Consider the following 23,749-nt stretch of genomic DNA (forward strand, 5'->3'; position numbering starts at 1 on the left):
GCTCTTATACACCGTTTTTCCAATCCGTTGCGGGCGTGGTGAAGATCGGCGTCAGCGTCATGCGCCAAGGTGGCGCATGACGCTGCTTTATCGGCTGGGGCCGAAGCAGCATTGATTCCACGGCCCTTCGGGGCGGATTTTTTCATCAACTCAGCGCGCTCAATCGTTACCTTCCAACGCTCTTTGCGCTTCTTTAAAGCACCAATCCGCGATCAGCTTCCAGTGCTGTGGATCACTCTGCACAACCCAAATCAAGAAATATGCAAACGCATATGTTTATAAATTTTCATGTTGACATGAATTATGGAAATTAATGAACATTGCCGGACAGCGTACACAGCAGCGAGGAAACAAAAATGAGTGATTCTCCGGAAATTTCCGGTTTCATTGATGAGTTTGGTCTTTGGACTGATGAGCAGAAAGAGGCCGCAACAAAAATCAATGCGATGGTGGAAAAAGGCGATCTGAAAACGTTTCGGGTATCCGTTCCAGATGCTCAGTCCAAACTTCGTTCCAAGACGCTTCTTCCGGGGGCCTTCAAGTCCGCTCTTCGGGAAGGTGTTGAATTCACCAGTGCCTATTTCAGCTTTGACTCTGCTGAAGGTGTCGCATTCAACCCGTTCGGCAAGGACGGTGGTCTTGGCCTCGACGACATGCACGGCTTTTCCAACGCTATCCTTGTGCCGGACCCACTCACGTTTCGTGTTTTGCCCTGGGCGCCGACCGTCGGTTGGGTGTTGTGTGATATCTATCTTCGCAATGGCAAGCCTGTGCCTTTCGATGCCCGTCACCAGCTGAAATCGGCCATTAAGCGATTGAAGAAGCAGGGCTTTGATCTGGTTACAGGGCTCGAAGTTGAGTTCTATGTAACACGGGTGACGGATCATAATCTCGGTGAAGAACATATGGGAACTCTGGGGGTTCCGCCTACACCGCCATCTGTTGAAGCTCTGTGGCGCGGCTTTGCCTATATGTCTGAGGACCAGCAGGACAAGATCAGTGAAATCACAGACACACTGGCAGAAAACTGCCTGGCTCTCGGCTTGCCGCTTCGCACAATGGAAGATGAAATGGGGCCGGGGCAGCTTGAATTCACCTTTGATGTCCAGGACGCCTTGCAGGCGGCTGACTCTATGGTGCTGTTCCGCTCTATGGTGAAGCAGACGATGGCACGCATGGGGTTGCATGCCACCTTCATGGCCAAACCGATTTTCTCGAGTTTTGTGGCTTCTGGCTGGCATTTACATCAGAGCCTTGCTGCGCCAGGAGTACCGAACGCTTTTGTGGCATCGCCGGATAGCGGTGAGATTCTTTCCCCTACAGGGCTTTCTTACGTTGCAGGCCTGCTGGAGCATGCTGTCGATGCTTCAGTATTTACCAACCCGACGATTAATGGTTATCGCCGCCTTAAACCCAATTCGCTGGCCCCAGACCGTTCAACCTGGGGCTACGACAACCGGGCAGCGATGGTACGAGTACAAGGTCGTCCCTGCCATATCTCCGGGCACATTGAAAACCGTATCGGTGAGCCGACAGCGAATCCTTATCTCTACATAGCGTCGCAAATACTCAGTGGCTGCGATGGCCTTGAGCGTAAGCTCAGCCCCTGTCCGATCGAAGACAGCCCCTACGAAGCCGAGCACCGGCCGAAGCTTCCAACCAATCTGATGGAAGCTACGGAAGCCCTTGATAAGAGCAAGTTCTTCCGTGAGGCGATGGGAGACCAGTTCATCAACTGGATGGTTGCTATGAAGAAAAGTGAAATTAACCGCTTCCTCGCTGCCGAGCCTGACTGGGAGCAGTCCCCTGATACGGTGACCCAATGGGAACACCACGAATACTTTACGCGCTACTGATGGCATCGGTATTAGGAGACATTTCGTGAATATTATTACCACATCGGAATCCAGCTTCGGACACCTGATTGAAGAAGGGCGTGTTCACCGTACCCTTTATACGGATACCGATATTTTCCGCCTTGAAATGAGCCGGGTTTTTGGTGGTACCTGGACCTATCTGGCTCACGCCAGTGAGTTGCCCAAGCCAAATGATTTCGTGCGCAAGAAGCTTGGTTTACGCCCGGTTATTATCACCCGTGACCGTGAAGGAAAATTTCACGGCCTGCTGAATCGTTGCACACACCGCGGTGCGACCATTTGCCGTCAGGATGAGGGAAATGCTCGTCGCTTCACCTGTCCGTACCATAACTGGTCGTTCACCAATACCGGGGAGCTGGCTGCTGTTCCTCTTGAAGAGGGTTATGGCCCCTCTTTCAAAAAGGAAGAACTCGGCCTGGGTAAACTGCGTGTCGAAAGCTATCGTGGCTTTATTTTCGGTACTCTAAACAAGGAGTTGCCTGACCTCAAAACCCATCTTGGTCCGTCAGCAGAGCTGCTGGATGAATGGCTTGACCGTTGGCCGGGCGCAGAGCTGCAGCTGCGCCGCGGACAAACCAGGTTTACCTGCGCCGGTAACTGGAAGCTGATTTATGACAATGCTGCTGATGGTTATCACCCGGGCTATTCCCATGCGTCACTGCTGCGTATGAGAAAAGACCGTTACGGTGGTGGCGTCGATATGCAATGGGCGCTTGGTAATGTTGATGAGGGCCTGCAAACCGTATCCGACTGCGGTAATGGTGGTACCTTCATCGATCAGCGGGCAGAAATAATCCGTTATTGGGATCAATCTGCTCCTATGCCAGGCGAAGGTCCGTATGCGCGGATTATCAGCGAGAAAATGGGTGACAAAGCCGATGCTGCCCTCGACGTCGTGATGGGGTCTGGCATGAATATTAATATTTTCCCCAACCTTCTGATTATCGGCAACCAGATTCAGGTTATCGAGCCTCAGAGTGTCAATAAAACCAATATTAATTGGTATGCAACCGCCCTCGTTGCAGACGATCTTCCAGACGAAGTCAATTCACTGCGTATGCGTTTGCAAGAGGATTTTCCGTCCTTCGGTGAGCCTGATGATCTGGCGAATTTTGAAGAATGCCAGGCTGGTCTTGAAATTGAGGAAGTCGAGTGGATACAGACCGGGCGCCATATGGATACCGGCAAAGAGTACATCGGCGCCAAGGGAATGTTGAGTGGCCCTGTATCGGATGAACTTCCATTACGTGTTTTCTGGAAAGAGTGGCAGAAGCGTATAGAACAAGGTAATACCGGGGGGACGAAATGAGCATCAACACCAATCTTATAAAGGATGGCTTCACCCTTGAGGACATTCTGCGCGATACACTCGAGTCGAATTATATTGACGATTCTTATTACGCGAAACTGCGTAATGATATGGATGAATGGGAAGGTAAAGGTACGGTTCTTAATGAGGAAGAGCGCCAGGCCTATGAGTCCCTGATCATTCACGAAAACTGGCTACTGGATCGTCGTGCATTTGAACAATGGTATCAGCTCTATAGTCGCGAATGTGTTTACTGGGTGCCTGCTGTTGGTGAGTTGCCGGATGCTGAGCGGGCAGACCCCCAGCGCCAGGTCACGATTGCTTTCGATGACCGTCGTCGCATGGGTGACCGTATCGTATGGTTAAGAACCGGCGTTGCTTATTCGCAGCTGCCCCCGTCTTATACCTCTCATGTGAGCGCATCTTTCGTCAGACTGCCGACGGAAAAGGAAGGAGAAATCAAGATTCGTTCGCAGTTTATCGTTCAGGAAATGCGGGGAGGCCATGCAATCCAGACGTTCAGTGGTTGGATGGGACACGTTTTCGTCGCAGAAGGCGGCGTGATCAAAATCGATCGAAAAGTCGTTTGTCTGCTTGATGCACCCCGTAATCATCACAACCTGACGTTCCTGTTGTGAGGTGAGATGATGACTATCACTGTTACAGGAAACGAGACGCTTGCCCCTGGGTTCTGCTTACACCTGACAGTAAACAGCAAGGCAGTTATAGCAGACGGCATCATTAAATTATTACTGGCTGGCGAAGAGCTTCCGGACTGGGAGCCTGGTGCGCATATCGAGCTGGCATTTCCCGGAGGGCTGGTACGCGCTTATTCGATTGTTTCAGGAGAGCCAGGGCGAAGTTACGAGCTGGCTATTCTGCTTGAACCGGAAAGTCGTGGCGGTTCGCGCTACGTCCACGAACAGGTGCAAGAAGGAGACGTCATTGCGGCTACCAAACCCAAAAACTCTTTTGCCCTGGAAGCGGCGGAAAATTACGCATTCATTGCGGGTGGCATTGGTATTACGCCTGTTTTACCAATGATCAGAAGTATGAAACGTGCAGGCAAGCCCTGGAAGCTGTATTACCTCGGTCGGTCACGTACACGAATGGCGTACATGGCTGAAGTCGAGGCGCTGGAGCGTGAGCAGCCTGGCAGTGTGTTCGTCCATATTGATGACGAAGTTGGCGGTGTTGATCTTGGTGTTCTGGTTAATGGACTTGCGGAGAATACAGCGGTCTATACCTGTGGTCCTAACGGATTGATGGATGCGCTTTCTGTACAAATTGAACAGCGGCCCTCGATCAGTCTCCATATGGAGCGCTTCGGGCGGATCGAGCTGGTGCCATTAGTTGATGCTGCAGCAATCAGTGATGATGCTACTGACGCAGCGTGCGATGTTGATGGGGCGTTCGAACTTGAGCTGCATAAAACCGGAGAGACGATCAACGTGGGTAAGGATGAAACCATTCTTGATTGTGTCCGTAAGGTTCGGCAAGGCTTGTCCTTCTCATGCTCCGACGGATACTGCGGAACCTGCGAGACCGCTGTGCTTGGCGGTATTCCCGATCATCGTGACACCGTACTTTCCGAGCAGGAACGTGAAGAAAACCGAACGATGATGATCTGCGTCAGTCGCTCCAAAACCCGCAAGCTGATTTTGGATCTTTGACGAACCGCACCTCGTAAAACGCTGTTTTGCGGACGAGCCGTCCGCGCTCCCAGAGGAGCACCGCGGCTATTGGCTCATAACATACCTGGGAGCGCGGCGATTGGTTCATAACATACCGGGGAGCGCGGCGATTGGTTCATAACATACCCGGGAGCGCGGCGATTGGTTCACAACATACCCGGGAGCGCAGCGATTGGTTCATAACATACCCGGGAGCGCGGGCGGCCCGCCCGCATTAGCACTGGAATAAGCACTGCTCCAGCGCCAATCCTTCGCGTTTTTCACCAACCCCGCTTTCACCGGGTTCTGATGGATATACTCAATTGCCCGCTGAAAGTGCGCTTCGTTGCGTATATATCGATCCCAATAATCCGGTTGCCATATCGATGGCGGCGAACCCGCCAGCAACGCCGAGATCTTTTTGCCAGTATAAGACTTCCAGCTATGCACGATGCGAGACAGCGACTCACCGTTCAATACCCGTATCAGCAGATGCACATGATTGGGCATTACCACCCAGGCAATCAGCTGATAGCGCGTCCCATGAAAGTAGAACCAATTCTCCACCACCAATGCAGCAACCTCGGGGATAGCCAGCCAGCAATGACCGTAACCGGCATCCATGGCTTGCTCGGTGTGTTGCCGTCGTTGAGTGTCCGGCAAATCCCTGAGCCGGTCGATGACAGCTTTCGGTAAGGCATCGTTAAGACGGTAGGTAATGACCTGAAACTCAGCGCCGTCGATATGAGGCAAATAGCCTCGGCTGTGAATTCCTTTCTGCGTGTGATTGCTCATGGCTTCCTGCTTTGAAGACGCTGCCGAACCAGGTACCGACAGCCAGATAGTTGTGATGCGGACGAGCCGTCCGCGCTCCCGGACAAGGGGCGCTGCATTTTTAGCCGCGTCCATTTACTCAGCCCTCGAACGGCTTTTTACTATAGTCCGCGTGTGCCATTCCATTCTGACCCGGGACGTTCCATAGGATAAAGCGGACGGGCCGTCCGCGCTCCCATGATTTGATGAGCGGCATAGTGTTAACACCGGGAGCGCTGCGTACACCTGGGAGCGCGGCGGTTTATTCATAACATACCGAGAGCGCGGCGGTTGTTCCTTGTACATCTGGGAGCGCGGGCGGCCCGCCCGCCATTCAGCCTTGCCATTGCCAGGGTTCTTCTCCTCGCTGGTAGATCGCTTGGGCGGCTCGTTCAGACAAGTGTTGGAACAAATCGAGTTCCCAGCGGGATACGTGGAACTCACCTAACGTGCGTTGGACTTCATATTGAAAAACTTTGGGTTCGATTTGATTGGCAAAGCGCCAGGTGTCGATAATGATCTCGTGACGGCGGCGTAAAAATTCCGGCGCAGGAATCTTGTCTCTCTTGGCATTGTTGACCTTTTCGTCAGACGGCAGCAGGTTCCATAAATCGTTGTTGTGCCAGAGTGAGAAGGGCAGCACATGGTCCACATCCATACGACTCATATTGAGAGGGGTATCGCTCCAGACACAGGTCAGATCTGTTGCTTCTGCATACAGACGACGGGCCAGGCCTTGTTCTCTCTTGGGATCTTCATCTTGTACCAGCAGAGGCAGTACCACGCCGCGATGGATAGTTGGATCACTGCGTTTTGCAAAGCTTTCACACAGTTCCGACCAGCGCAGCAGGAGGGAGTCTCGTATCCAGTAGCCCGACAGGCAGAATTCTCGCCATAGATCGACTTCCAGCAATACCAGCTTGCGGGTTTTGTCGTAGCAGAACATATCCCCTTGGGCGGCATGGCGGACTGGCCCGTCGATCAGGGTGCGAGCCATGATCGCGAGTGTTTTATCCAGCTGTTTCACGATGGGGACTGGCAGGTTGTCTTTTTTCCAACCCAGGATAAACAGGCTGTAGGTGACGGTCGGATCTGTGCCGTAATTGGTTTGGCAAAGCTGGATCAGATGGCCCAGAGCAGTGCGGAAAGCCGGTGGTCGAGTACTGCCGGGGTGATCATTATTGCTTTGGGGGATATGCACTGGCGAGGCGATCAGAGGCCAGTAATAACGTAGCCAGCACTCTGCCAAGGCCCGCACCGGCATGCCGATAAAACCACTCGACAGCCAGGAGACGGCACTGGCATCACGATCAGACATATCACAGAAGGCGCGTAACAAGGCCAATTTATAACTGGCGACTTTCTTGTCGTGTTTGAGTACTGCTTCTATACGATCCAGAGGCCGGTTACGTTCGGATGATTTTTCAAACAGCATGACATGCCACTGCATATCACTGCGGCCCAGGGCATCGTCATTGGTAAACTGGCCCAGGAAAACCAGCCCTAACTGCTCTGCAATCAGACGGACACGATCGGCTTCCAATGGCAGGAACAGACGTCCGCCCGGATCTCGGTGTTGTGGATCAAGATCTGCTCTGGGAGAGGGGAGCGACAGTAGTAAGCGGCCACCGACTTTCAGTAAGTTGCGCAGGTTGACGAAAGCTTCAAGTTGTTCGCCGACGGGGACGTGCATCAAGACGGCACTGCACAACACACCATCGAATGGTTTATCCGAGCGGACTTCCGGCAAATATCCGGCGTGAATACGTGTTGATAGTGACGGGCACAGTGCCACTGCCTGAGATCGCAATCCATCCACCGGTTCAACGCCATAAGCATCGTAACCCTGGGCCAGTAATGCCTTCAGGTCGCGGCCTGAGCCACAGCCAACATCCAGTACTCGACTGCCGGGCAGAAAAGCCATCGGGAAGTAAGCCAGCATGGGACTGCTTACCGACTCATAGCGGGTAAAAACATCCTGTACGTGTTGCTCGTAATAACGATGGGTCGGGTAGTCGGTCATAGGGGCAGGTCGAAGGAAGGGGTAGCTGCCAGCACCGAAGACCGAGCAAGAGTGCCGAGCAGAGAACTGAAATCCATATCGATAGCCCATTGACGAGAGTCGTTACTACCAAGGCACGCATCTATCCGGAGCCTTGAAGCAAAATTGGATCACAGAATACCGCCCGGAAGATTTGACCGCTACCCTCACGCTTGTTGTGTGTTTTTTATCCTGTCCCTGAGCGGGGTTTACAGTTGGGTCGGGTTGGGCATGCCGGGGTAGACGTGTTCCGGGTCAAAAACCTTGTCTGATTCATTAAAGGTGAGTGAATCGTTTGTTGCTGATTGTTGGGCGACGGCGATGTTGCGATAGAAGCAACTGCGATAACCCACGTGGCAGCTGGCTCCATTTCCGGCCACTCGAACCTTGATCCAGACGGCGTCCTGGTCGTCGTCGATGCGCATTTCTTCTACCTGTTGTGTCAGGCCACTGGTCGCGCCTTTGTGCCAGAGCACCTGGCGGGAGCGGCTCCAGTAGTGGGCTTCTCCGGTGGCGATGGTGAGCTTGAGTGCTGCGGCGTTCATATAGCCCAGCATCAGTACGTCACCGCTGGCGGCGTCGGTGGTGATGCAGGCAATCAGGCCTTGGTCATCGAACTTTGGTGCCAGCTGGTTGCTCTCTTCCACCTGTTCGATGCTGGTGCGAGGGGCAAACTGGTTCGTGGAGCTGGCGTCTTGGGGGTTAGAGGTCATCAGGATGGCTCCGCAAAAAAGGATTCGGTAAATTTTATGGTTTGGGCTGCTGGACGGGTCATCAGGGTTTCGTCCTGCACCACCACATGACCACGGACGACGGTGTGTATGGGCCAGCCGGTTACCTGGCGACCGTCGTAAGGTGTCCAGCCACTGATGCTGGCGATCCATGGGTTGCGTATGGTGCGTTGGGCTTGCAGGTCGACGATGCTGAAATCGGCATCGTAGCCGACGGCCAGGCGGCCTTTGCCCGCGATGCCGAATACCCGTGCCGGGCCGGCGCTGGTGAGGTCGACCAGCCGTTGCAGGCTCAGGCGGCCGGCATGGACATGGTCGAGCATGATGGGTAACAGGGTTTGTACGCCGGTCATGCCGCTGGGTGAGTCCGGCCAGGGGTGCTGTTTTTCTGCCAGGGTGTGAGGTGCGTGGTCACTGCCAATCACATCGACCAGGCCGTTGTTGATCGCTGCCCACAGGGCATCCTGATGGCGCTGGTCGCGTACCGGTGGGTTCATTTGTGCCAGTGTGCCCAGTTGCTCGTAGCAGCCTGGTGCTGCAAGGGTGAGGTGATGAGGTGTGACCTCGACCGTTACCAGGCGTTTATGATGCGCCAGAAAGGCCATTTCTGCTGCGCTTGAAACATGCAACAGATGGAGTCTGCGCCCGGCCTGTTCGGCCATGCGGACGACTTTTTGGGTGGCCAGCAGGGCGCTTTGTTCATCCCGCCAATGGGGGTGCAGGTGTACCGAATGGTTGTCTCCCAACTGTTGTTTGCGTGCTATCAGGCGGGCCTGATCTTCAGCATGCACTGCCAGTCGACGTTGGCCGTGGCTGAGCAGTTGTCGCAGAACGTCGTCGTTGTCGGTCAGCAGATCGCCGAAGGAGCTGCCCATAAATACCTTGATGCCGGCACTGCCGGGCAGCTGTTCCAGCGCCAGCATCTCATTGCGATTGCTGGCAGAACCGCCGATGTAAAAGGCGTAGTCACACCAGCTGCTGTTGGCGGCGATGTCGAGTTTGGCTTGCAGGTCGGCACCACTGAGTGTCAGCGGGTGGGTGTTGGGCATTTCAAAAAAGGCGGTGACGCCACCGAGTACAGCACCGCGGGAACCGGCTTCGATGGTTTCCTTGTGCTCGAGGCCGGGTTGGCGGAAGTGTACCTGGCTGTCGATGACGCCGGGTAATACGTGTAATCCGGTCAGGTTCAGGTGCTGATCACTGCTCCACTGACGCAGATCTCCCAGCGCTACAATACGGCCCTGACGGCAGGCGATATCCGCTATCTGACGGCCGTTCGGTGTCAGCAGTGTGCCACCACGGAGCAGTAAATCGGCATGCTGGTTCATGTTTTGGCCTGCTGCTTGTTCAGCTGTTGCAGCAAGGTCTGGCGGCGTTGTTCGGAGCGGGTAAAGTCCGGTGCGATGACCATTTCTTGCAGGAACTCGACGGCGTCCGCAAGGGGATAGGTGCCGAGTTGTTTGCCGTGGCGATCGCGGAGGGTGATGGTGCCGTCGGCGATTTCCTGTTTGCCGGCAATCAGCAGGTAAGGTATGCGCTGCAGCGTTTGCTGGCGTATCTTGTAGCCGATTTTTTCATTACGGGTGTCGCTGTCGGTGCGGATACCGTGCAGGTTCAGCAGCTCGGCCAGCTGGCTGGCATAGTGGTTCTGGGCTTCGGCAATGGACATCACCACAGCCTGAACGGGTGATAGCCAGATCGGCAGCTTGCCGCTGTGATGCTCCAGCAGAATTCCGGTAAAACGTTCCAGTGAGCCGAACAGTGCCCGGTGCAGCATCACTGGCCGTTCGCGTTCTCCGGCTTCGTTGATATAGCTGACGTCAAAACGTTCAGGCAGGTTCATATCGACTTGCAGCGTGCCACATTGCCAGTCGCGGCCGATGGCATCGCGCAGTACAAATTCCAGTTTCGGGCCGTAGAAGGCGCCTTCGCCGGGGTTGAGCTGGTACTCCATGCCTTGTTGTTGCAGGGCGTCGATCAGGGACTGCTCCAGCAAATCCCAGGTCTCGTCGTGGCCAATGCGGTTGTCGGGCCGGGTTGACAGCTTGATGCGGATATCGTCAAAACCGAACTGGCGATAGATATCCAGAGTCAGGGCAATCACGGTCTGGCATTCCGCGTTCAGCTGTTGCGGTGTGCAGTATATATGGGCGTCGTCCTGGGTGAAGTGGCGTACCCGCAGCAGGCCGTGCAGGGCACCGGACGGCTCGTAGCGGTGCACCTTGCCAAACTCTCCCATACGGATGGGCAAGTCGCGATAGCTTTTCAGGCCGTGATGAAACAGCAGCACACTGCCAGGGCAGTTCATGGGCTTCAGGGCCAGATGGCGACCGTCTTCGGTTTCGGTGCTGAACATATGGTCGCGGTAGTTTTGCCAGTGGCCGGAAATTTCCCACAGGCTGCGGTCCATCATGTCCGGGGTGTTCACTTCGGTGTAACCGGCCTGTTGTTGGCGGCGGCGCATGTAATCGATCAGTTGCTGAAACAGGGTCCAGCCTTTCGGGTGCCAGAATACGGCGCCGGGGGCGTCTTCCTGAAAGTGGAACAGGTCGAGTTCCTTGCCGAGCCGTCGATGATCGCGCTTTTCGGCTTCTTCCAGCCGGGTGAGGTGATCTTTCAGTTGCTGTTTGGTGGCCCAGGCGGTGCCGTAAATACGTTGCAGCTGTTCGTTGTTGGCATCCCCCCGCCAATAGGCGCCGGAAACGCCGGTGAGCTTGAAATGCTTGAGAAAGCGGGTGTTGGGCACATGAGGGCCACGGCACATATCGAGGTATTCCTGATGGAAATACAGCCCCAGTTCGTCGACTTCCGGGAGATCGTCGATCAGCCGCAGCTTGTATTCCTCGTTACGGTCGCGGAACTGCTGTATGGCTTCGGCGCGGGGAGTCATGCGCTTGATCACATCGTAGTGTGTGTTGATCAGCGCTTTCATGCGCGTTTCGATGGCGTTGATATCGTCCGGTGTGAAAGTCCGTTCGTAGGCAATATCGTAATAAAAGCCGTTGCGGATCACAGGCCCAATCACCATTTGGGCGGTTGGGAATAACTGCTTGAGGGCATGCCCCAGCAGGTGGGCGCAGGAGTGGCGGATAATATCGATCCCGTCGTCGTCGCTGGCCTTGGTCAGTGTAACGGCGGCGTTGTCGGTGATCCGGTCGCTGAGGTCGTGGGCTTCGCCATTGATGCACCCGGCCACCACCTGTTTGGCAAACTGTGGGCTGATGGCGTTGGCGACATCCAGCAGGGTGGGTGCCTGAGTGAAGGGCAGGATATTGCCGTCGGGCAGGGTGATGTGTACCTCGTTGGCGTTGATTGCGGAATCCTCATTGGCGATGGCGGGGGGTAAAATCATGGTTCAAAACTCGTTCTGGATATGTTTGTAGCCCGCGACCAGATCGTTGTTGGTACGGGCAACATCTTCGGAAAATTCACTGCTGTCGGCGGATACTCTGGGCATGCTATCCAGGTCGGTGTGGGCATCGATACGGGCAGTGGACGGCACATAAAAGTCTTCGGGCAGCTCGCAGCCGTCGACCACCGCGTTGTAGCGGATCACACAGCCGTTATTGATCTGGCAGTTGAACAGCACGCTGTTAAAGCCGATAAAGACACGGTCCTTTACCACACAGGGGCCGTGGACAATGGCCCGGTGGGCAATCGAGGTGTGTTGGCCGATACGGACGGCGGCACCGGATTTGGAGTGAATCACCACACCATCCTGAATATTGGAGTGGGCTCCAATCACAATCGGCTCGATGCCACCGTCGGCATTACGTTCGTCTGCGCGAATAACGGCGTAGGGGCCAATAAAGACGTTTTCTTCGACAATCACTGGCCCACATAAAATAGCCGTCGGGTCGACAAACGCACTGGGGTGAACTTGCGGCAAGTCCCCCTGGGGGTTTTTACGAATCATGGCGGTCTCTTTGAGTCTCATCTTTTGGAGTCTCTGGGCCGGAGAGGGATTCCGGCTCTGGGTCAGGGACGCCGGGCACCGGATCAAAACCTCCAGGATGGAACGGATGACAGCGGCCCAGTCGTCGCAGGGCCAGCCAGCTGCCACGCCAGCCACCATGCAGCTGAATCGCTTCAACGGCGTATTGCGAGCAACTGGGATAGAAGCGGCAGTTGTGACCGAGCAAGGGGCTGATCCACATCTGGTAGCCCTTCACCAGGCCAATCAGTATTTTGGCAACGCTGATCTTCATAACGACGCTGGCATTCCGGTAGCGATGCTGTCATCCGACCAGGCGACGGCATCATGGGGATGGAGGCTTTCGAGGTGGCGAACCTGTACTCTGGGGCGCTGATAATGGTCTGCCAGTGCTGCCTGAATGGCGCGGGCGGCATCCTCGACAAACATCAGGTTCTGGCCGTTCAGTTCGGCAAATGCCTGTTCATCCACGCGTTTTACGGCGGTTTGTAGTGGTGTTCCTACCGCTTTTTCTACCTGATCCACCAATGCCAGTAAGCCAAGGTCGGCAGAATCCATCGGCAGCTCGACCTTGATGATGGCTTCACTGCGCTGGCTGTGGGGGGTGGCCAGCGTGGCGTTGGCACGAATCCAGCTGGCGGCGGCTGTCAGGTCAATGTGTTGCTGGTGGCCAAAGGTATCGATAAAGCCTTGCTCAACCAGTTGCCGCGACAAGGCCGCGGAACAGGGGCAGGTAGATGAATAGCCAATGCGGACTTCTGCGGTCAGGCGGAACTGGTCGTTCTGTAACCGGGCTTCCAGGGAGACAGGGTACGATTTCCAGCCAGCCAGATGCTGGGAGTGCAGTGCCGGGCGTAATACCAGTAACTCAAACTGCAACAGCACCCGGGCATTGTTGCTGCCGCAGTCGTGATGGCTGTCGATCATGGCGGTTAATACGGTGTGTAAAGCGGTGGCTGTCAGTGGTTCGCCGTTGCTGATTTGCGCCAGCAAGTGATACAGGCGTGACATATGAATCCCCTTGATATGGGGATTGGGCAAGTTCACCTGGGCGTCGGCACGGGCGTGCAGTTCGCGCCGGTAATCCGCTTCAGCAATGGTGATCGGCAGGTCGATTCCTTGCATACCCACCCATTGCAGTGGCCCGGACAGGGGAGCTGTATCGGTGACAGAGATATCTGGAAGCATTGCGTTCATGGAAACATTCCGAATAGTCAGCCCCACGAGTTGGTGGCGCTCAATAAGTGGTACGGCGGGAGCAAGCTCCCGCCAGTGCGGATCAGAGGGTTTCAGAAACCGTCGGCGTGAGTCGCTGGTACGCTTCGGCATAGGTGATCGTGCGCTTGCTGGTAATACCAACATTACGCTTGGCCTGTACGCCACGCTGCAGGGCAACACGTGTGTAGTAGGCCCAGAGATGTTCCTGCCCCTGCATGCACTCAATGGCTTTACGCTTTGTTTCCCATGCGTCGGTAATATCGAGGAAGGTATTTGGCTTCCAGTCACACTGTTCTGTTTGGTGTGGTTCGAAGGAGTACATGGTGGGCGCGCCAATGACTTGCTGACCGGGGTTGTGGCCTTCAGCCTGAGCGATAATGCGGGCTTCCTGAGCCACGTGCATGGCCAGGGGATGGTCGAAGTTGTAGGGGTCTTTTTCCGAGTGCGAGAGCACAAATTCCGGTTGTAACGCGCGATAGGTATCGACCAGGCGGAGCAGCGTTTCGTCGGAAACACGCATCGGGTAATCGCCGATATCCCAGAATTCTACCTCGGCCCCCAGAATATCGGCGGCCCGTTGTGCTTCTTCCTGTCGAGCTTCTTTAACGGCCTCCAGCGTCATGCCGGGTTGTCGCCACAGCTTGGCGGATTCACCACGCTCTCCATATGACAGACAGATGATCTTTACTCGCCAACCTTGCTGAACATGGCTGGCAATGGCGCCGCCAGCGCGCCATACGAAATCGGCAGAATGTGCACTAATGACCAGAGCAGTTTTTTGATCCACGGTTTGGTTTTCCTGTTGGATGGAGACATTGGTTTGGCCGTTTTGATTATTATTAAATGTTATAATATAACATTTTGGCGATTGGGAATATGCTCCAGGGAAATATTTGTGAGGGCGGGGGATGAGTGCTGAGTACTGGCTGAGTGCTGGCACGTCGCCCCAGGAAACCGAAGAGAGGGTAAAGAGTGGTCAAGAGAGTGAATAGCGGCTCAATAGTGGCGAGTGTGGCGCGCAAACAGAAAACGGCCGCGACGATCATCAACAAGGGGTGTTGTTTTTTGGGAATCTTACGGTCGTTAGTTGGCGGTTCCGGCGCTTTGTGCTGCAAGGTCAAACAGCTCATCCGGGCATTCTGGATGAGCTGCCCGATACGACAAGGATTACCGGTGGCCGTGTTTGACCACACCCCCACGGTAGTGGGGACCATCAGATCTGTGGCCATTGTCATGCTGGTCAGCGTGTTTACCAATCTGGCACCTGCTCAGGCACAGCTGCCTGCTCCTGATCACCACTCCGCTGATCTGCCCATGGCGGCCAATAACGATAAGAGACAGACCACACAGACCACACAGACGCCGTCAGCCGAGGAGGCTGTCGATCGTATACGGGTCATTCGGGTTCAGGCCGGGGATACACTGAGCGAAATGTTCAGTGCCAACCAGGTGTCAGTGACTGACTTGCATTACATTATGGAGGCGGATGAGGCGTATTTGTCGTTGGAGACACTGACCCCAGGCACCGAGCTTGCGTTGGTATACGATCCCCAGGGCCGGTTTTCAGCACTCACACTGCGTTTGGATGCGGCTCGCAAGGTCACTTATGTCAAACAACCCGATGGCTCTTTTGAATATCAGGCATTCACCGCAGATACCCGCTGGGTGGTTGAAGTGCTCCGGGGCGTTGTGGATGGCAGTTTGTATACATCCGCGCTTCGCGCCGGACTGACCAAGGCCCAAATCCTGCTGATTGATCAGTTATTGGGGAACCGGTTGAATTTCCGCAAGGACTTGCGCAAGGGGGATACGTTTTCGGTCATTGTCGGGCATGAGGTCACCAGTAACCAGAGCACCGGCCATACTCGTCTGGAGGCCATTTCACTGGTGCGTGGCGATCAAACCTACACCGCTTTTCTGTTCGAGGATGGCAATTACTACAATGACAAGGGTGAAAGCGTAACCCCGGCCTTTATGCGCTGGCCGACCCGGAAACCTTATCGGGTCAGTTCTGCTTTTAGTCCAAACCGATTGCACCCGATTACCGGGCGGCGGTCGCCGCATAACGGGGTCGATCTGGCGACTCCGCCGGGGACTGTGATCGTCAGTACCGGGGATGGTACGGTGCGGCGTATCGGTAATCATCGATACGCGGGCAAATACATCGATATTGATCATGGTGGTGCGTACACAACGCGCTATCTGCATCTGCAGAAAATTCTGGTGCGAAAAGGCGATCAGGTGCAGCGCGGCGAGAAAATTGCCTTGTCGGGGAATACCGGCCGCAGCACTGGTCCCCATTTGCATTTTGAGTTTCATATCAACGGCCGACCGGTGGATCCTATGACGGCGGATATCCCAACGGCGGCTGCCATTCCTCTGGCGGATTTAGCCCGCTTCAAGGCCAAGCTCAAACAACGACAAATCGTGATGAAATATGCTGCCAGCCGCTCCGATATTCTGCAGGTCACGGCTCCTTCCTGATGGGGTCGGACGGCAAGTCTGAAGAGCTGGTGATCCTGTGCCGCAATGGCGCGTCATGCGATGTCTATGTCTATGTGCTGGATGCGGCGTATTGATCATGCTGCGGGCACTGGCTGTTCCAGCCATCTGCAAGGGAATATCGGCAGTGATGCCGGAGGCACAAAGGCACTCCTGGCCGTTGCTGAGTGCCCTTGTTTGTATGCCGTCGTCTGAATTATTTCTTTTTGACTCCGCCCTGGCGAGCCTTGAAGCGGGGATTGCTTTTACAAATCACATAACAACGACCACGGCGTCTGACGATCTGGCAGTCTGGATGGCGTAGTTTCGCAGTCTTGAGTGAGCTTAATACCTGCATGTATCAGCCTCCGGTTCAGGATTTGCCCAGCCGGGTTTTCATACCCGCAAAGCGTTGGTTAAAGCGGGCAATACGGCCTTCTTTATTCGTTTTCCGTTGCTCTCCGGTGTACACCGGATGGGAGGCACTGGACACTTCAATGTTAATCAGTGGGTAGGTTTTGCCATCTTCCCACTCAATGGTTTCGGTGGATGTGCAGGTTGATCGGGTCAAAAACGTTGCGCCGCAGCTGGTGTCTCGAAACACAACGTAATCATAGGTTGGATGAATCCCTGGTTTCATGTCATTGCTCCTTAAAGTTATAAAGTAACATTTATGATTGAAACTCATTCGTATCTAAAAGTAAACAATATGAGAATTATTCTTATTTGATCTGGAGGGTCAAAATAAGAATGATCAATGAGTGCTGGCAGACCAGGCCTGCCACTGGATCTTTATTTATAAGCCGCGGCAGCGCTTTGCTAACGGGTGTTTGGTTTTATTGATTTTGAGTGCTGCCAGATAGCGCCGTCTTGCTGTTGAGCAGCCGGTACCGCAGACAGAGGATCACTGAGGATCAGACAGAGCGGAGGCTTTCGGGTGGATCGTTTTCCTTAAAATAGAGCAGTTGGTTTATTTTATTGCTCTATAAATGGGCGTTTTTATATTTCTAAGGACTACATTTGCAAATTCAGTATTGGAGTTTTTAATTAGCTATGACCTAAATCATGATTGTGTGGCTGTTTACCTGTTTGTTTGTCAAAAAGTTTCAAGATGTGGCGCGATGTGTGCTTACGCATGTTTACGATCAACAACGGAAGCTGATCTGACTTGACAAATTAACCGGGAAAATTTCTTTAAAATTTTCAAACCAAGGTAAAAATATGCAAGCCTCCAAACAGGTACTCAGTATTACTGCAGTAACCGCAGCCATGTTGCTACTTTCTGGCTGCGGAAGTTCCTCTTCCGATAACGATTCTCCTGCCGCCGCTGCTGAGGATTTCAACTTTTCTGAAGCAACGATTGCCAGTGTTCATAGCGCCATTACATCTGGACAGATGAGCTGCGAGCAAATTGTCAGCGGTTATCTGGATCGCATTAACACCTATGACACGGTGGTGGGTGGCACAGAGCTCAACTCTGTTGTGCTGACCAATCCGAATGCCATTGGCCGAGCCATTGAATTTGACCAGAATTACGGTACCGACGCTGATCTCGATGATCAGCCGCTGTACTGTATCCCGGTGCTGCCAAAAGATAACTACAACACCTCGGATATGTACACGTCTGGTGGTGCAACTGCATTCCAGTACAACCAGCCGAGCCGCGATGCCTACACCATCGAAAAACTGCGTGACGCCGGTGCCATTATCCTGGGTAAAGCGAACATGGATGAGCTGGCATTTGGCTTCCGTGGTGAAAGCTCCGTGCGTGGTCTGGTCAAGAATGCTTATGACCAGACCAAAGGTGCGGGCGGTTCTTCTACTGGTACCGGCGCAAGTATCGCCGCTAGCCTGGCCGTTTTTGGCCTGGGTACTGATACCGGTGGTTCCATCCGTGTTCCGTCCAGCCTCGGTGGACTGGTTGGTATTCGTCCCAGCATGAGACTGGTAAGTCAGGACGGCATCATGCCTCTGGCTACCTGGCAGGATACTGGCGGCCCAATGTGCCGGACGGTTGAAGACTGTGCCGTTGCGATGGACGTATTGGTTGGTTTTGATGAGTCTTCACATTCAGGTCAGCGCGAAGTCTTCGATATTGATGGCGCACTGGTGGCTGATGAAGCCTCTTATCAAGAAGTAACAGGCGTTCCGGAAAGCTACACCGCGTTCCTTGATGCTGATGCACTGAACGGTGCTCGTATCGGTGTGGTACGTGGTCTGTTTGGTGATAATGAAGGTGATAATGCGATCGTACAGGCCAAGCTGAACGAAGCACTGGCGGCAATGGAAGCGGCAGGTGCCACGGTTGAAGACGTCGTGATCCCGGATATGGACGATATTCTGAGCAACTACCGCAGTATGTCGTCGTATGAGTTCGCCCGCGATATGGAAACCTACCTGCATAGCTGGTCGAGTAACCTGGACGGACACTTGCGTACCTATCAGGACTTCCAGGACAGCGCCGGCTACCTGGAGCGTAACACCAGAACCATCGCATCACGTAACAACCTTGATGTGGATCTGAGCACTGATGAAACATACCTTCTGAACACGGTTGATCGCCCAACGTTTGTGCGTCCCCGTATTCTGGAAGCCCTGGACAATACCGCTGCTGGTGAAGGTGCAGAGCCGTACGACGTACTGTTGTACCCAACCCTGCAAAGCCTGGCCGGTGATCTGGGTAGCAGCCCAAGTGCTGGTAGTGCGAACCGTCTGAGCCCGTTCTCTGGCTTCCCTGCCTTGTCCATGCCTGCTGGTATGGCGGATGAAGACGACGGCGTTAGCCCAGCACAGCCTGTGGGTTTCGAAATTCTGGCCCGAGAGTTTGATGAAGCAACGCTGATCAGCATCGCTTACTCTTACCAGGAAGTGGCACAGCCACGTCAAGCACCGACTTATTACCCTGAACTGACGTCTGTTCAGTAACGGTCTGGTGATCGCGCAGAGCAGTATGCTTATTGCTCTGCGCGAGATTATCCAGTCTGGCCTTGATTGCCTGGGTCGACTGGGTATGTCCTCTGGCAGGGCACATCCTGTGCAATCCAGCGGCAGCCGACAAAGTACATGAACCCGTGAATATCAACGGACACAACACCGTGACTCCCCTCAATTGTGAACCTCTCTCGGCTTTCTGAAACGCCTGTTTTATTTCCCTGGCATCACTATGAATAACCACCCGCGCATCGCATACAGAACAGGGTAGGTTTTTACCGTGCTCATTGCTCTCTGTGTTGGGGTCTCGTGTTTATTGGCGATAACACGCTTCTTTTCTGCCTGTATTTATTGGTGCTTCTCTGTCCCTGCCTAAGGTGGCTGGGCACAAAATCAAAAGCCGCCACGGGCGCATATGGCAATTATTGTAATCACCCATTCACTATGATCCAGCTGTCCCTTGTCCCGGGACACAGGACGGGAGCCTGAAAGGCACCATGAAGAGTCAAGATGCTTTTCTGTTGTTGACACTGGTCAGCCTTGAAAAACAGAAAAAAGTGCCTCTTTGATCCCTTCTGACAATGGATTGCGATGGGAAAGGCATATCGATGAACATGACATGGAATAGCAGCAAGGGCCGATCACACAGGCTGAATAATTGACGGTATTACACCAGGGAGATGTGTACCCCCTGCGTTGCCTCCCAGACTTTCTGACGGTTCTGGTTAGTTTGCTCTGCTGATCATTGATCCCGTAAACAAGAATCCTATTTCCCGGAATTGACGCCAATATATGGGCGATTTTTTGGGCTACCTACGTAATATGAAAGGTCATCGGTTAACAATAAAAAGAAGTGTGACCATGAATAATCAGCAGACTGTTGTATCGCCAGATCGTGCCTGTTATCAGGTTCGCGTGATGAATGAATCACGATGCTTTGAAACCAACTCACAAAACAATGTACTGGCCAGTATGGGCTGGGCAGAGAATTCCCCGGTGCCGGTTGGCTGCAAGGGCGGTGGCTGTGGTAAATGCCGCGTCAAGGTGACCAGTGGCACTTATCTCAGCAAAAAGATGAGTCGGGCGCATATTACGCCACGGGATGAAGAGCAGAGTATTGTGTTGGCGTGTCGTATTTTTGCCCAGAGTGATATTCATCTGATACCGCTTGAGGCCTGAGCAAGCCGCGGACGCGGTTTATCTAACTACTGTTCTACTGTTCGAGACAGCAGTACCCCGCAAGGGGACTGCTACCGTGCTGATCGTGGCGGTTTATTCCGCCGCATCGACTTCCGGATAATTTTGCGGGAACAGGGCGCGACGGGCAGCGTCATCCAGCTCACTCTGGAATTCGGCGTGCTGGCCAATGGTGCGGGCGCGTTCGACGGCTGGACGGCTGTTGATACGGTCAAACCAGGCCTTTAGGTGCGGAAATTCACTCAGAGCACCATCATCACCCAGTACCACGGTAGCCTTGTCGATCCAGCCCCAGGCGGCAATGTCTGCGATGCTGTATTGCTCACCGACGATAAAGGTACGGCTCGCCAGATGGGTATTCAGCACTGAATAATGACGGCGGGCTTCACGCCAGTAACGATTGAGGGCGTAAGGAATCGGCTCTGGGGCGGCGCGACGAAAATGCACTGATTGACCAGAGTAAGGCCCCAGCCCGGTAGCCACAAACATCAGCCAGGACAGCAACTCGGCACGGGTGGCTGGTGTGCCTCCCAGTTGACCACTTTTTTCTGACAAATAGAGCAGGATGGCGTTGGAGTCGAACACCCGTACGCCGTCGTCTTCAATCGCTGGCGTCTTGCCATTGGGGTTAATGGCGCGGTATTCCGGGCGGTGTTGCTCACCCTTGAGGGTGTCCACCGGGATCAGTTCGTAAGGCATACCGGTTTCTTCCAGAAACAGGGCCACCTTGGTTGGGTTTGGGGTTGGGTGGTAGTAAAACTTGATCATTTCGGGCTCCAGGCAAATTGTTGAAAGCGTTCATCTGCTGGTGTTTTGGCGAAGTGATTGATGTAGTTGCTCATTACTTTTTGCGCCATGCCCAGCGTGATCTCCAGGACTTGTTTGGGGCCATAGCCTGCAGCATAAAAAGTATCCAGTTCGGCATCGGCAAGGTTGCCGCGACCACGCAGCATCGCCAGTGTGGTGTCATGCAGCGCTTGCAGTTTGGCGGTTGGCATGGCCGTACCATTACGGAGTGCTTCGGTCAGCGCCGGATCAACCTTCATCATATTGGCAATGGCAGTGTGAGCCGGTACGCAGTAATGGCACTGGTGTTCAACATTGATGGTTTGCCAGACGACGGTGAGTTCTTCAGCATCAAATGAGGTTTGCGTAAATAATTGGTGCAGCTGTTGGTAGGCTTCCAGTGTTTCTGGCGATTCGGCCATCACGGCGTGCAGACCCGGGATAGAGCCAAAGGCTCGTAACGATTTTTCCAGCAGCGGCTTGCTTTCGGCCGGGGCGGATTCCAGGGTGTGCAGAGTAAAGGATTGCATGTTTGCTCCAGAGGCCCGCGATTGTCGCGGTTATTTATTAATCATTGGAATCACTCTAGCTGGATTTGAACGTTTGTTCAAGGTAGAATTGAACGATCGTTACAAAAAGAGAATTCAAGGGTGTCTCACGCCAAGCATGATCGCCAAGAGGCGATCCACAACGCCACACAACTGTTTTGGGCAAAAGGGTTTCACGCTACCTCCATGCGTAATATCCAGCAGGCCATGGATATGCGCCCTGGCAGTATTTACGCCAGCTTCGGCAGTAAAGAAGGCTTGTTCAAGGAAGTGCTGGGCCACTATGCCGCGATGAGTAAAGCGCGGCTGCGTACCAGTGTGGAGCAGGCGGGATCGCCGCTGGCCGGATTAAAAGCCTTTGTTAAAGGCGCGGTATGCAGTGATCCGGCATCGACTCCCAGCAGTATGTGTATGCTGGTGAAAACCATCACCGAACTGACCGATGACAACGCCGATTTACTGGCAGAAGCCAAATACTGGCTGGCCGAAATGGAAGCCGCCTTTGCCGAGGTGCTGACTCAGGCGCGAGCAAGCGGAGAGACCGCAGCGACTGCTGATCCAGAGCGGCAAGCACGTTATTTGCAGGTTCAGCTGATGGGGTTACGCTCTTATGCGCGTGCCCGCCCGGGTGAATGCCATCTCGATGAACTGGTCGACGATGTGTTTGAGCATCTGCGCGGCTGACAGAGCGAGCGGATTGCTGGCGTTTACGACGCCAGCTGCGCCAACAGAGCGGTTATGGCCGCCGTCGCAATAGCCTTGTCCTGCTTGGCCGTCGCGCCTGAAACGCCTACCGCTCCAATCAGTTCGCCATTCACCAGAATGGGCAAACCACCCCCGAATGCCATCAGGCCACCATCGATCTGATCCATGCCGAGCAGCTTCTCTTGCTCGATAACCTGACCAAACACATCGGTCGGGCACTGAAATAAAACCGCTGTTCTGGCCTTGCGCTGACTGACTTCAGTTGACCCCAGAAAGGCCTTGTCCATCCGCAGGAAAGCAACCTGGTTGGCACCGCTGTCGACGACCGAAATACAGACATTCAATCCCATATCCTCGGCTTGTTTAACCGCATCATCGAGCATCTGGCGAGCTTGTTGGCAATTGATCGGGTTCATGACGTGACCTTTTTATCAGGAAATCGGAATGCATGAATGCAGCCGCCAAGACAGCATCCAAAGAGTGACGATGCTACCACTGGGGCAGGATCGGCAGAGTACCAGATTCGGGATTTTACAATACCGAAGAGACCAGACTCAGGCAGTAGCGACCCGGACGGCTGCCCTCTGTGATTGTTCGAACACAGCGCCAGATCATGGCAGACACCGTTTAATGACCTGTTTGTTTTTTCATCATTTTAGTTAGAGTCCTAACTAAAAATCTTCCTGCAAACCGTTGCCCTATGGGGTTTTCCACGCCAACAATCCATTCACGAACCGCCTGCCTTCATACCTGACAGTGTGGATTATCTGCGCCTCTTCAGTTGACATCAGCGCTGAAGCCGTTACATTTTGGTTAAACGACCATTTAACAAAAAAGATTCTGGCCAGTAGAGGACTTCCTATGCCGAAGTTGGGAGTAGCAGAAATACGTAGACCACAATTGATTGAGGCCACCATGGATTCAATCAACGAAGTGGGTTTACACAAAGCCAGCGTAGTAATTATCAGCGGCAAGGCAGGGGTATCGCCGGCCATTATCAACCACCACTTTGGCGGCAAGGATAATTTGCTAGAGGCGACCATGCGGTCGGTGCTGAAACAACTATCGAGCAGTGTCCGCAAGCAGCTGGATCAGGTGGCGCGTGATGATGTCCGTGGCCGTCTGGATGCCATTGTCTGCGGTAACTTCGACAAGTCGCAGACGGACCCACGGGTGGTAAAAACCTGGCTGGCGTTCTGGTCGCAATCGATGCACGTACCGGCGCTGTTCCGGTTACAGCGGGTCAACGAAAAGCGCTTGCTGTCGTATCTGATGTTTGAGTTGAAGCAGGTGATGCCCCGGCATCAGGCCTGGCAGACCGCCCAGACCATCGCGGCGCTGATCGATGGTATCTGGCTGCGTGGCGCATTACGGCCGGAAGGCATTGATGTCGGGATGGCGAAAAAACTGATCAGTGATTACATCGGCCAGCAACTGGCGAGCGTTGATGCTGATGATGTCCCGGCCCGACCGACGACCCCTATTCAGAACTAGAAGGTAACTCC

The 23,749-nt window shown here is 54.1% G+C and carries 24 protein-coding genes; 10 read left to right on the plus strand and 14 right to left on the minus strand.

The features are described 5' to 3' along the window. Positions 1–356 precede the first annotated feature (356 nt). From Q8W32_RS11650 to Q8W32_RS11665, 4 genes are all read left to right on the plus strand, one after another. Positions 357–1,856, plus strand: coding sequence for a glutamine synthetase family protein (locus Q8W32_RS11650; protein WP_303434819.1), 1,500 nt, complete (start codon positions 357–359; stop codon positions 1,854–1,856). A gap of 127 nt (positions 1,857–1,983) precedes the next feature. Further along, complete coding sequence (locus Q8W32_RS11655; RefSeq protein ID WP_305415138.1) at positions 1,984–3,186, plus strand: aromatic ring-hydroxylating dioxygenase subunit alpha; 1,203 nt, start codon at positions 1,984–1,986, stop codon at positions 3,184–3,186. Further along, positions 3,183–3,824 (plus strand): aromatic-ring-hydroxylating dioxygenase subunit beta, encoded by a 642-nt coding sequence (locus Q8W32_RS11660; RefSeq protein ID WP_303434821.1) that lies wholly within the window; start codon positions 3,183–3,185, stop codon positions 3,822–3,824. Before Q8W32_RS11655 ends, Q8W32_RS11660 begins: the two co-directional genes overlap by 4 nt. A gap of 9 nt (positions 3,825–3,833) precedes the next feature. Beyond that, the gene (locus Q8W32_RS11665; protein WP_305415036.1) at positions 3,834–4,859 is read left to right on the plus strand and encodes a PDR/VanB family oxidoreductase; all 1,026 of its coding nucleotides are present in this window, start codon (positions 3,834–3,836) and stop codon (positions 4,857–4,859) included. A 198-nt stretch (positions 4,860–5,057) separates the two neighbouring features. Here the strand turns inward: Q8W32_RS11665 and Q8W32_RS11670 are convergent, their stop codons facing one another. The 9 genes from Q8W32_RS11670 to Q8W32_RS11710 form a co-directional block, all read right to left on the minus strand. Next, positions 5,058–5,768, minus strand: coding sequence for a transposase (locus Q8W32_RS11670; protein ID WP_305415037.1), 711 nt, complete (start codon positions 5,766–5,768; stop codon positions 5,058–5,060). A 238-nt stretch (positions 5,769–6,006) separates the two neighbouring features. Next, complete coding sequence (locus Q8W32_RS11675; protein ID WP_305415039.1) at positions 6,007–7,695, minus strand: methyltransferase domain-containing protein; 1,689 nt, start codon at positions 7,693–7,695, stop codon at positions 6,007–6,009. Between the two features lie 227 nt (positions 7,696–7,922). Further along, positions 7,923–8,426, minus strand: coding sequence for a phosphoribosyl-AMP cyclohydrolase (hisI, locus tag Q8W32_RS11680; protein WP_305415041.1), 504 nt, complete (start codon positions 8,424–8,426; stop codon positions 7,923–7,925). Then, on the minus strand, positions 8,426–9,772 hold the full coding sequence (locus Q8W32_RS11685) for a dihydroorotase (protein WP_305415043.1): 1,347 nt from the start codon (positions 9,770–9,772) through the stop codon (positions 8,426–8,428). The genes hisI and Q8W32_RS11685 overlap by 1 nt, the downstream gene beginning before the upstream one ends. Further along, the gene (gene thrS, locus Q8W32_RS11690) at positions 9,769–11,796 is read right to left on the minus strand and encodes a threonine--tRNA ligase (RefSeq protein WP_303433242.1); all 2,028 of its coding nucleotides are present in this window, start codon (positions 11,794–11,796) and stop codon (positions 9,769–9,771) included. The genes Q8W32_RS11685 and thrS overlap by 4 nt, the downstream gene beginning before the upstream one ends. A gap of 3 nt (positions 11,797–11,799) precedes the next feature. After that, complete coding sequence (locus tag Q8W32_RS11695) at positions 11,800–12,360, minus strand: carbonate dehydratase (RefSeq protein WP_305415044.1); 561 nt, start codon at positions 12,358–12,360, stop codon at positions 11,800–11,802. Then, positions 12,350–12,652, minus strand: a complete 303-nt coding sequence (gene yidD / locus Q8W32_RS11700) for a membrane protein insertion efficiency factor YidD (RefSeq protein ID WP_305415046.1) — start codon at positions 12,650–12,652, stop codon at positions 12,350–12,352. The genes Q8W32_RS11695 and yidD overlap by 11 nt, the downstream gene beginning before the upstream one ends. Beyond that, positions 12,649–13,575, minus strand: coding sequence for a GTP cyclohydrolase FolE2 (gene folE2, locus Q8W32_RS11705; protein ID WP_305415048.1), 927 nt, complete (start codon positions 13,573–13,575; stop codon positions 12,649–12,651). Before folE2 ends, yidD begins: the two co-directional genes overlap by 4 nt. A gap of 82 nt (positions 13,576–13,657) precedes the next feature. After that, entirely contained in the window at positions 13,658–14,383 is a 726-nt protein-coding gene (locus tag Q8W32_RS11710; RefSeq protein WP_305415049.1) for a PIG-L deacetylase family protein, read from the minus strand. Between the two features lie 386 nt (positions 14,384–14,769). Here Q8W32_RS11710 and Q8W32_RS11715 point away from each other — a divergent pair, with 386 nt between their 5' ends. Together Q8W32_RS11715 and Q8W32_RS11720 are read left to right on the plus strand one after the other, a co-directional pair. Then, positions 14,770–16,080 carry a peptidoglycan DD-metalloendopeptidase family protein gene (locus tag Q8W32_RS11715; RefSeq protein ID WP_305415051.1) on the plus strand — a complete coding sequence of 437 codons (1,311 nt, stop codon included), beginning with the start codon at positions 14,770–14,772 and terminating at the stop codon, positions 16,078–16,080. Between the two features lie 60 nt (positions 16,081–16,140). Beyond that, positions 16,141–16,293, plus strand: a complete 153-nt coding sequence (locus tag Q8W32_RS11720) for a hypothetical protein (RefSeq protein WP_305415054.1) — start codon at positions 16,141–16,143, stop codon at positions 16,291–16,293. Between the two features lies 1 nt (position 16,294). Here Q8W32_RS11720 and ykgO read toward each other — a convergent pair whose 3' ends face one another. Together ykgO and Q8W32_RS11730 are read right to left on the minus strand one after the other, a co-directional pair. Further along, entirely contained in the window at positions 16,295–16,435 is a 141-nt protein-coding gene (gene ykgO / locus Q8W32_RS11725; protein WP_303433248.1) for a type B 50S ribosomal protein L36, read from the minus strand. A gap of 15 nt (positions 16,436–16,450) precedes the next feature. Next, positions 16,451–16,717, minus strand: coding sequence for a type B 50S ribosomal protein L31 (locus Q8W32_RS11730; RefSeq protein WP_303433249.1), 267 nt, complete (start codon positions 16,715–16,717; stop codon positions 16,451–16,453). 581 nt (positions 16,718–17,298) lie between these two features. On the opposite strand from Q8W32_RS11730, the gene Q8W32_RS11735 reads away from it, so the two are divergent. Continuing rightward, positions 17,299–19,002: an amidase gene (locus Q8W32_RS11735; protein ID WP_305415056.1), complete on the plus strand. Its 1,704-nt coding sequence runs from the start codon at positions 17,299–17,301 to the stop codon at positions 19,000–19,002. Positions 19,003–19,869: 867 nt separating this feature from the next. Beyond that, entirely contained in the window at positions 19,870–20,187 is a 318-nt protein-coding gene (locus Q8W32_RS11740) for a 2Fe-2S iron-sulfur cluster-binding protein (protein WP_303433251.1), read from the plus strand. Between the two features lie 93 nt (positions 20,188–20,280). On the opposite strand, the gene Q8W32_RS11745 is transcribed toward Q8W32_RS11740, so the two are convergent. Further along, positions 20,281–20,973 (minus strand): glutathione S-transferase family protein, encoded by a 693-nt coding sequence (locus tag Q8W32_RS11745; protein WP_303433252.1) that lies wholly within the window; start codon positions 20,971–20,973, stop codon positions 20,281–20,283. Next, positions 20,970–21,521, minus strand: a complete 552-nt coding sequence (locus tag Q8W32_RS11750; RefSeq protein WP_305415058.1) for a carboxymuconolactone decarboxylase family protein — start codon at positions 21,519–21,521, stop codon at positions 20,970–20,972. Before Q8W32_RS11750 ends, Q8W32_RS11745 begins: the two co-directional genes overlap by 4 nt. A gap of 120 nt (positions 21,522–21,641) precedes the next feature. Between Q8W32_RS11750 and Q8W32_RS11755 the strand changes: the two genes are divergently transcribed. Continuing rightward, positions 21,642–22,223, plus strand: a complete 582-nt coding sequence (locus tag Q8W32_RS11755; protein WP_303433254.1) for a TetR/AcrR family transcriptional regulator — start codon at positions 21,642–21,644, stop codon at positions 22,221–22,223. Positions 22,224–22,246: 23 nt separating this feature from the next. Here the strand turns inward: Q8W32_RS11755 and Q8W32_RS11760 are convergent, their stop codons facing one another. Continuing rightward, complete coding sequence (locus Q8W32_RS11760) at positions 22,247–22,660, minus strand: heme-binding protein (protein ID WP_305415059.1); 414 nt, start codon at positions 22,658–22,660, stop codon at positions 22,247–22,249. Positions 22,661–23,105: 445 nt separating this feature from the next. Between Q8W32_RS11760 and betI the strand changes: the two genes are divergently transcribed. Beyond that, on the plus strand, positions 23,106–23,738 hold the full coding sequence (gene betI / locus Q8W32_RS11765; protein ID WP_305415060.1) for a transcriptional regulator BetI: 633 nt from the start codon (positions 23,106–23,108) through the stop codon (positions 23,736–23,738). Positions 23,739–23,749 lie beyond the last annotated feature (11 nt).

The organism is Oceanobacter sp. 3_MG-2023, from assembly GCF_030688925.1.
Classification (GTDB): Bacteria; Pseudomonadota; Gammaproteobacteria; order Pseudomonadales; family Oceanobacteraceae; genus Oceanobacter.

Bases quoted from the DNA above. Each gene is read 5' to 3' on its own strand.
- Q8W32_RS11740 (WP_303433251.1), top strand. From the start codon at position 19,870: ATGAATAATCAGCAGACTGTTGTATCGCCAGATCGTGCCTGTTATCAG.
- Q8W32_RS11745 (WP_303433252.1), bottom strand. From the start codon at position 20,973: ATGATCAAGTTTTACTACCACCCAACCCCAAACCCAACCAAGGTGGCC.
- Q8W32_RS11650 (WP_303434819.1), top strand. From the start codon at position 357: ATGAGTGATTCTCCGGAAATTTCCGGTTTCATTGATGAGTTTGGTCTT.
- Q8W32_RS11655 (WP_305415138.1), top strand. From the start codon at position 1,984: ATGAGCCGGGTTTTTGGTGGTACCTGGACCTATCTGGCTCACGCCAGT.
- Q8W32_RS11660 (WP_303434821.1), top strand. From the start codon at position 3,183: ATGAGCATCAACACCAATCTTATAAAGGATGGCTTCACCCTTGAGGAC.
- Q8W32_RS11670 (WP_305415037.1), bottom strand. From the start codon at position 5,768: ATGGACGCGGCTAAAAATGCAGCGCCCCTTGTCCGGGAGCGCGGACGG.
- thrS (WP_303433242.1), bottom strand. From the start codon at position 11,796: ATGATTTTACCCCCCGCCATCGCCAATGAGGATTCCGCAATCAACGCC.
- Q8W32_RS11675 (WP_305415039.1), bottom strand. From the start codon at position 7,695: ATGACCGACTACCCGACCCATCGTTATTACGAGCAACACGTACAGGAT.
- folE2 (WP_305415048.1), bottom strand. From the start codon at position 13,575: ATGAACGCAATGCTTCCAGATATCTCTGTCACCGATACAGCTCCCCTG.
- Q8W32_RS11760 (WP_305415059.1), bottom strand. From the start codon at position 22,660: ATGAACCCGATCAATTGCCAACAAGCTCGCCAGATGCTCGATGATGCG.
- Q8W32_RS11695 (WP_305415044.1), bottom strand. From the start codon at position 12,360: ATGATTCGTAAAAACCCCCAGGGGGACTTGCCGCAAGTTCACCCCAGT.
- Q8W32_RS11750 (WP_305415058.1), bottom strand. From the start codon at position 21,521: ATGCAATCCTTTACTCTGCACACCCTGGAATCCGCCCCGGCCGAAAGC.
- Q8W32_RS11730 (WP_303433249.1), bottom strand. From the start codon at position 16,717: ATGAAACCAGGGATTCATCCAACCTATGATTACGTTGTGTTTCGAGAC.
- Q8W32_RS11665 (WP_305415036.1), top strand. From the start codon at position 3,834: ATGACTATCACTGTTACAGGAAACGAGACGCTTGCCCCTGGGTTCTGC.
- yidD (WP_305415046.1), bottom strand. From the start codon at position 12,652: ATGAAGATCAGCGTTGCCAAAATACTGATTGGCCTGGTGAAGGGCTAC.
- ykgO (WP_303433248.1), bottom strand. From the start codon at position 16,435: ATGCAGGTATTAAGCTCACTCAAGACTGCGAAACTACGCCATCCAGAC.
- Q8W32_RS11735 (WP_305415056.1), top strand. From the start codon at position 17,299: ATGCAAGCCTCCAAACAGGTACTCAGTATTACTGCAGTAACCGCAGCC.
- hisI (WP_305415041.1), bottom strand. From the start codon at position 8,426: ATGACCTCTAACCCCCAAGACGCCAGCTCCACGAACCAGTTTGCCCCT.
- Q8W32_RS11685 (WP_305415043.1), bottom strand. From the start codon at position 9,772: ATGAACCAGCATGCCGATTTACTGCTCCGTGGTGGCACACTGCTGACA.
- betI (WP_305415060.1), top strand. From the start codon at position 23,106: ATGCCGAAGTTGGGAGTAGCAGAAATACGTAGACCACAATTGATTGAG.
- Q8W32_RS11720 (WP_305415054.1), top strand. From the start codon at position 16,141: ATGTCTATGTCTATGTGCTGGATGCGGCGTATTGATCATGCTGCGGGC.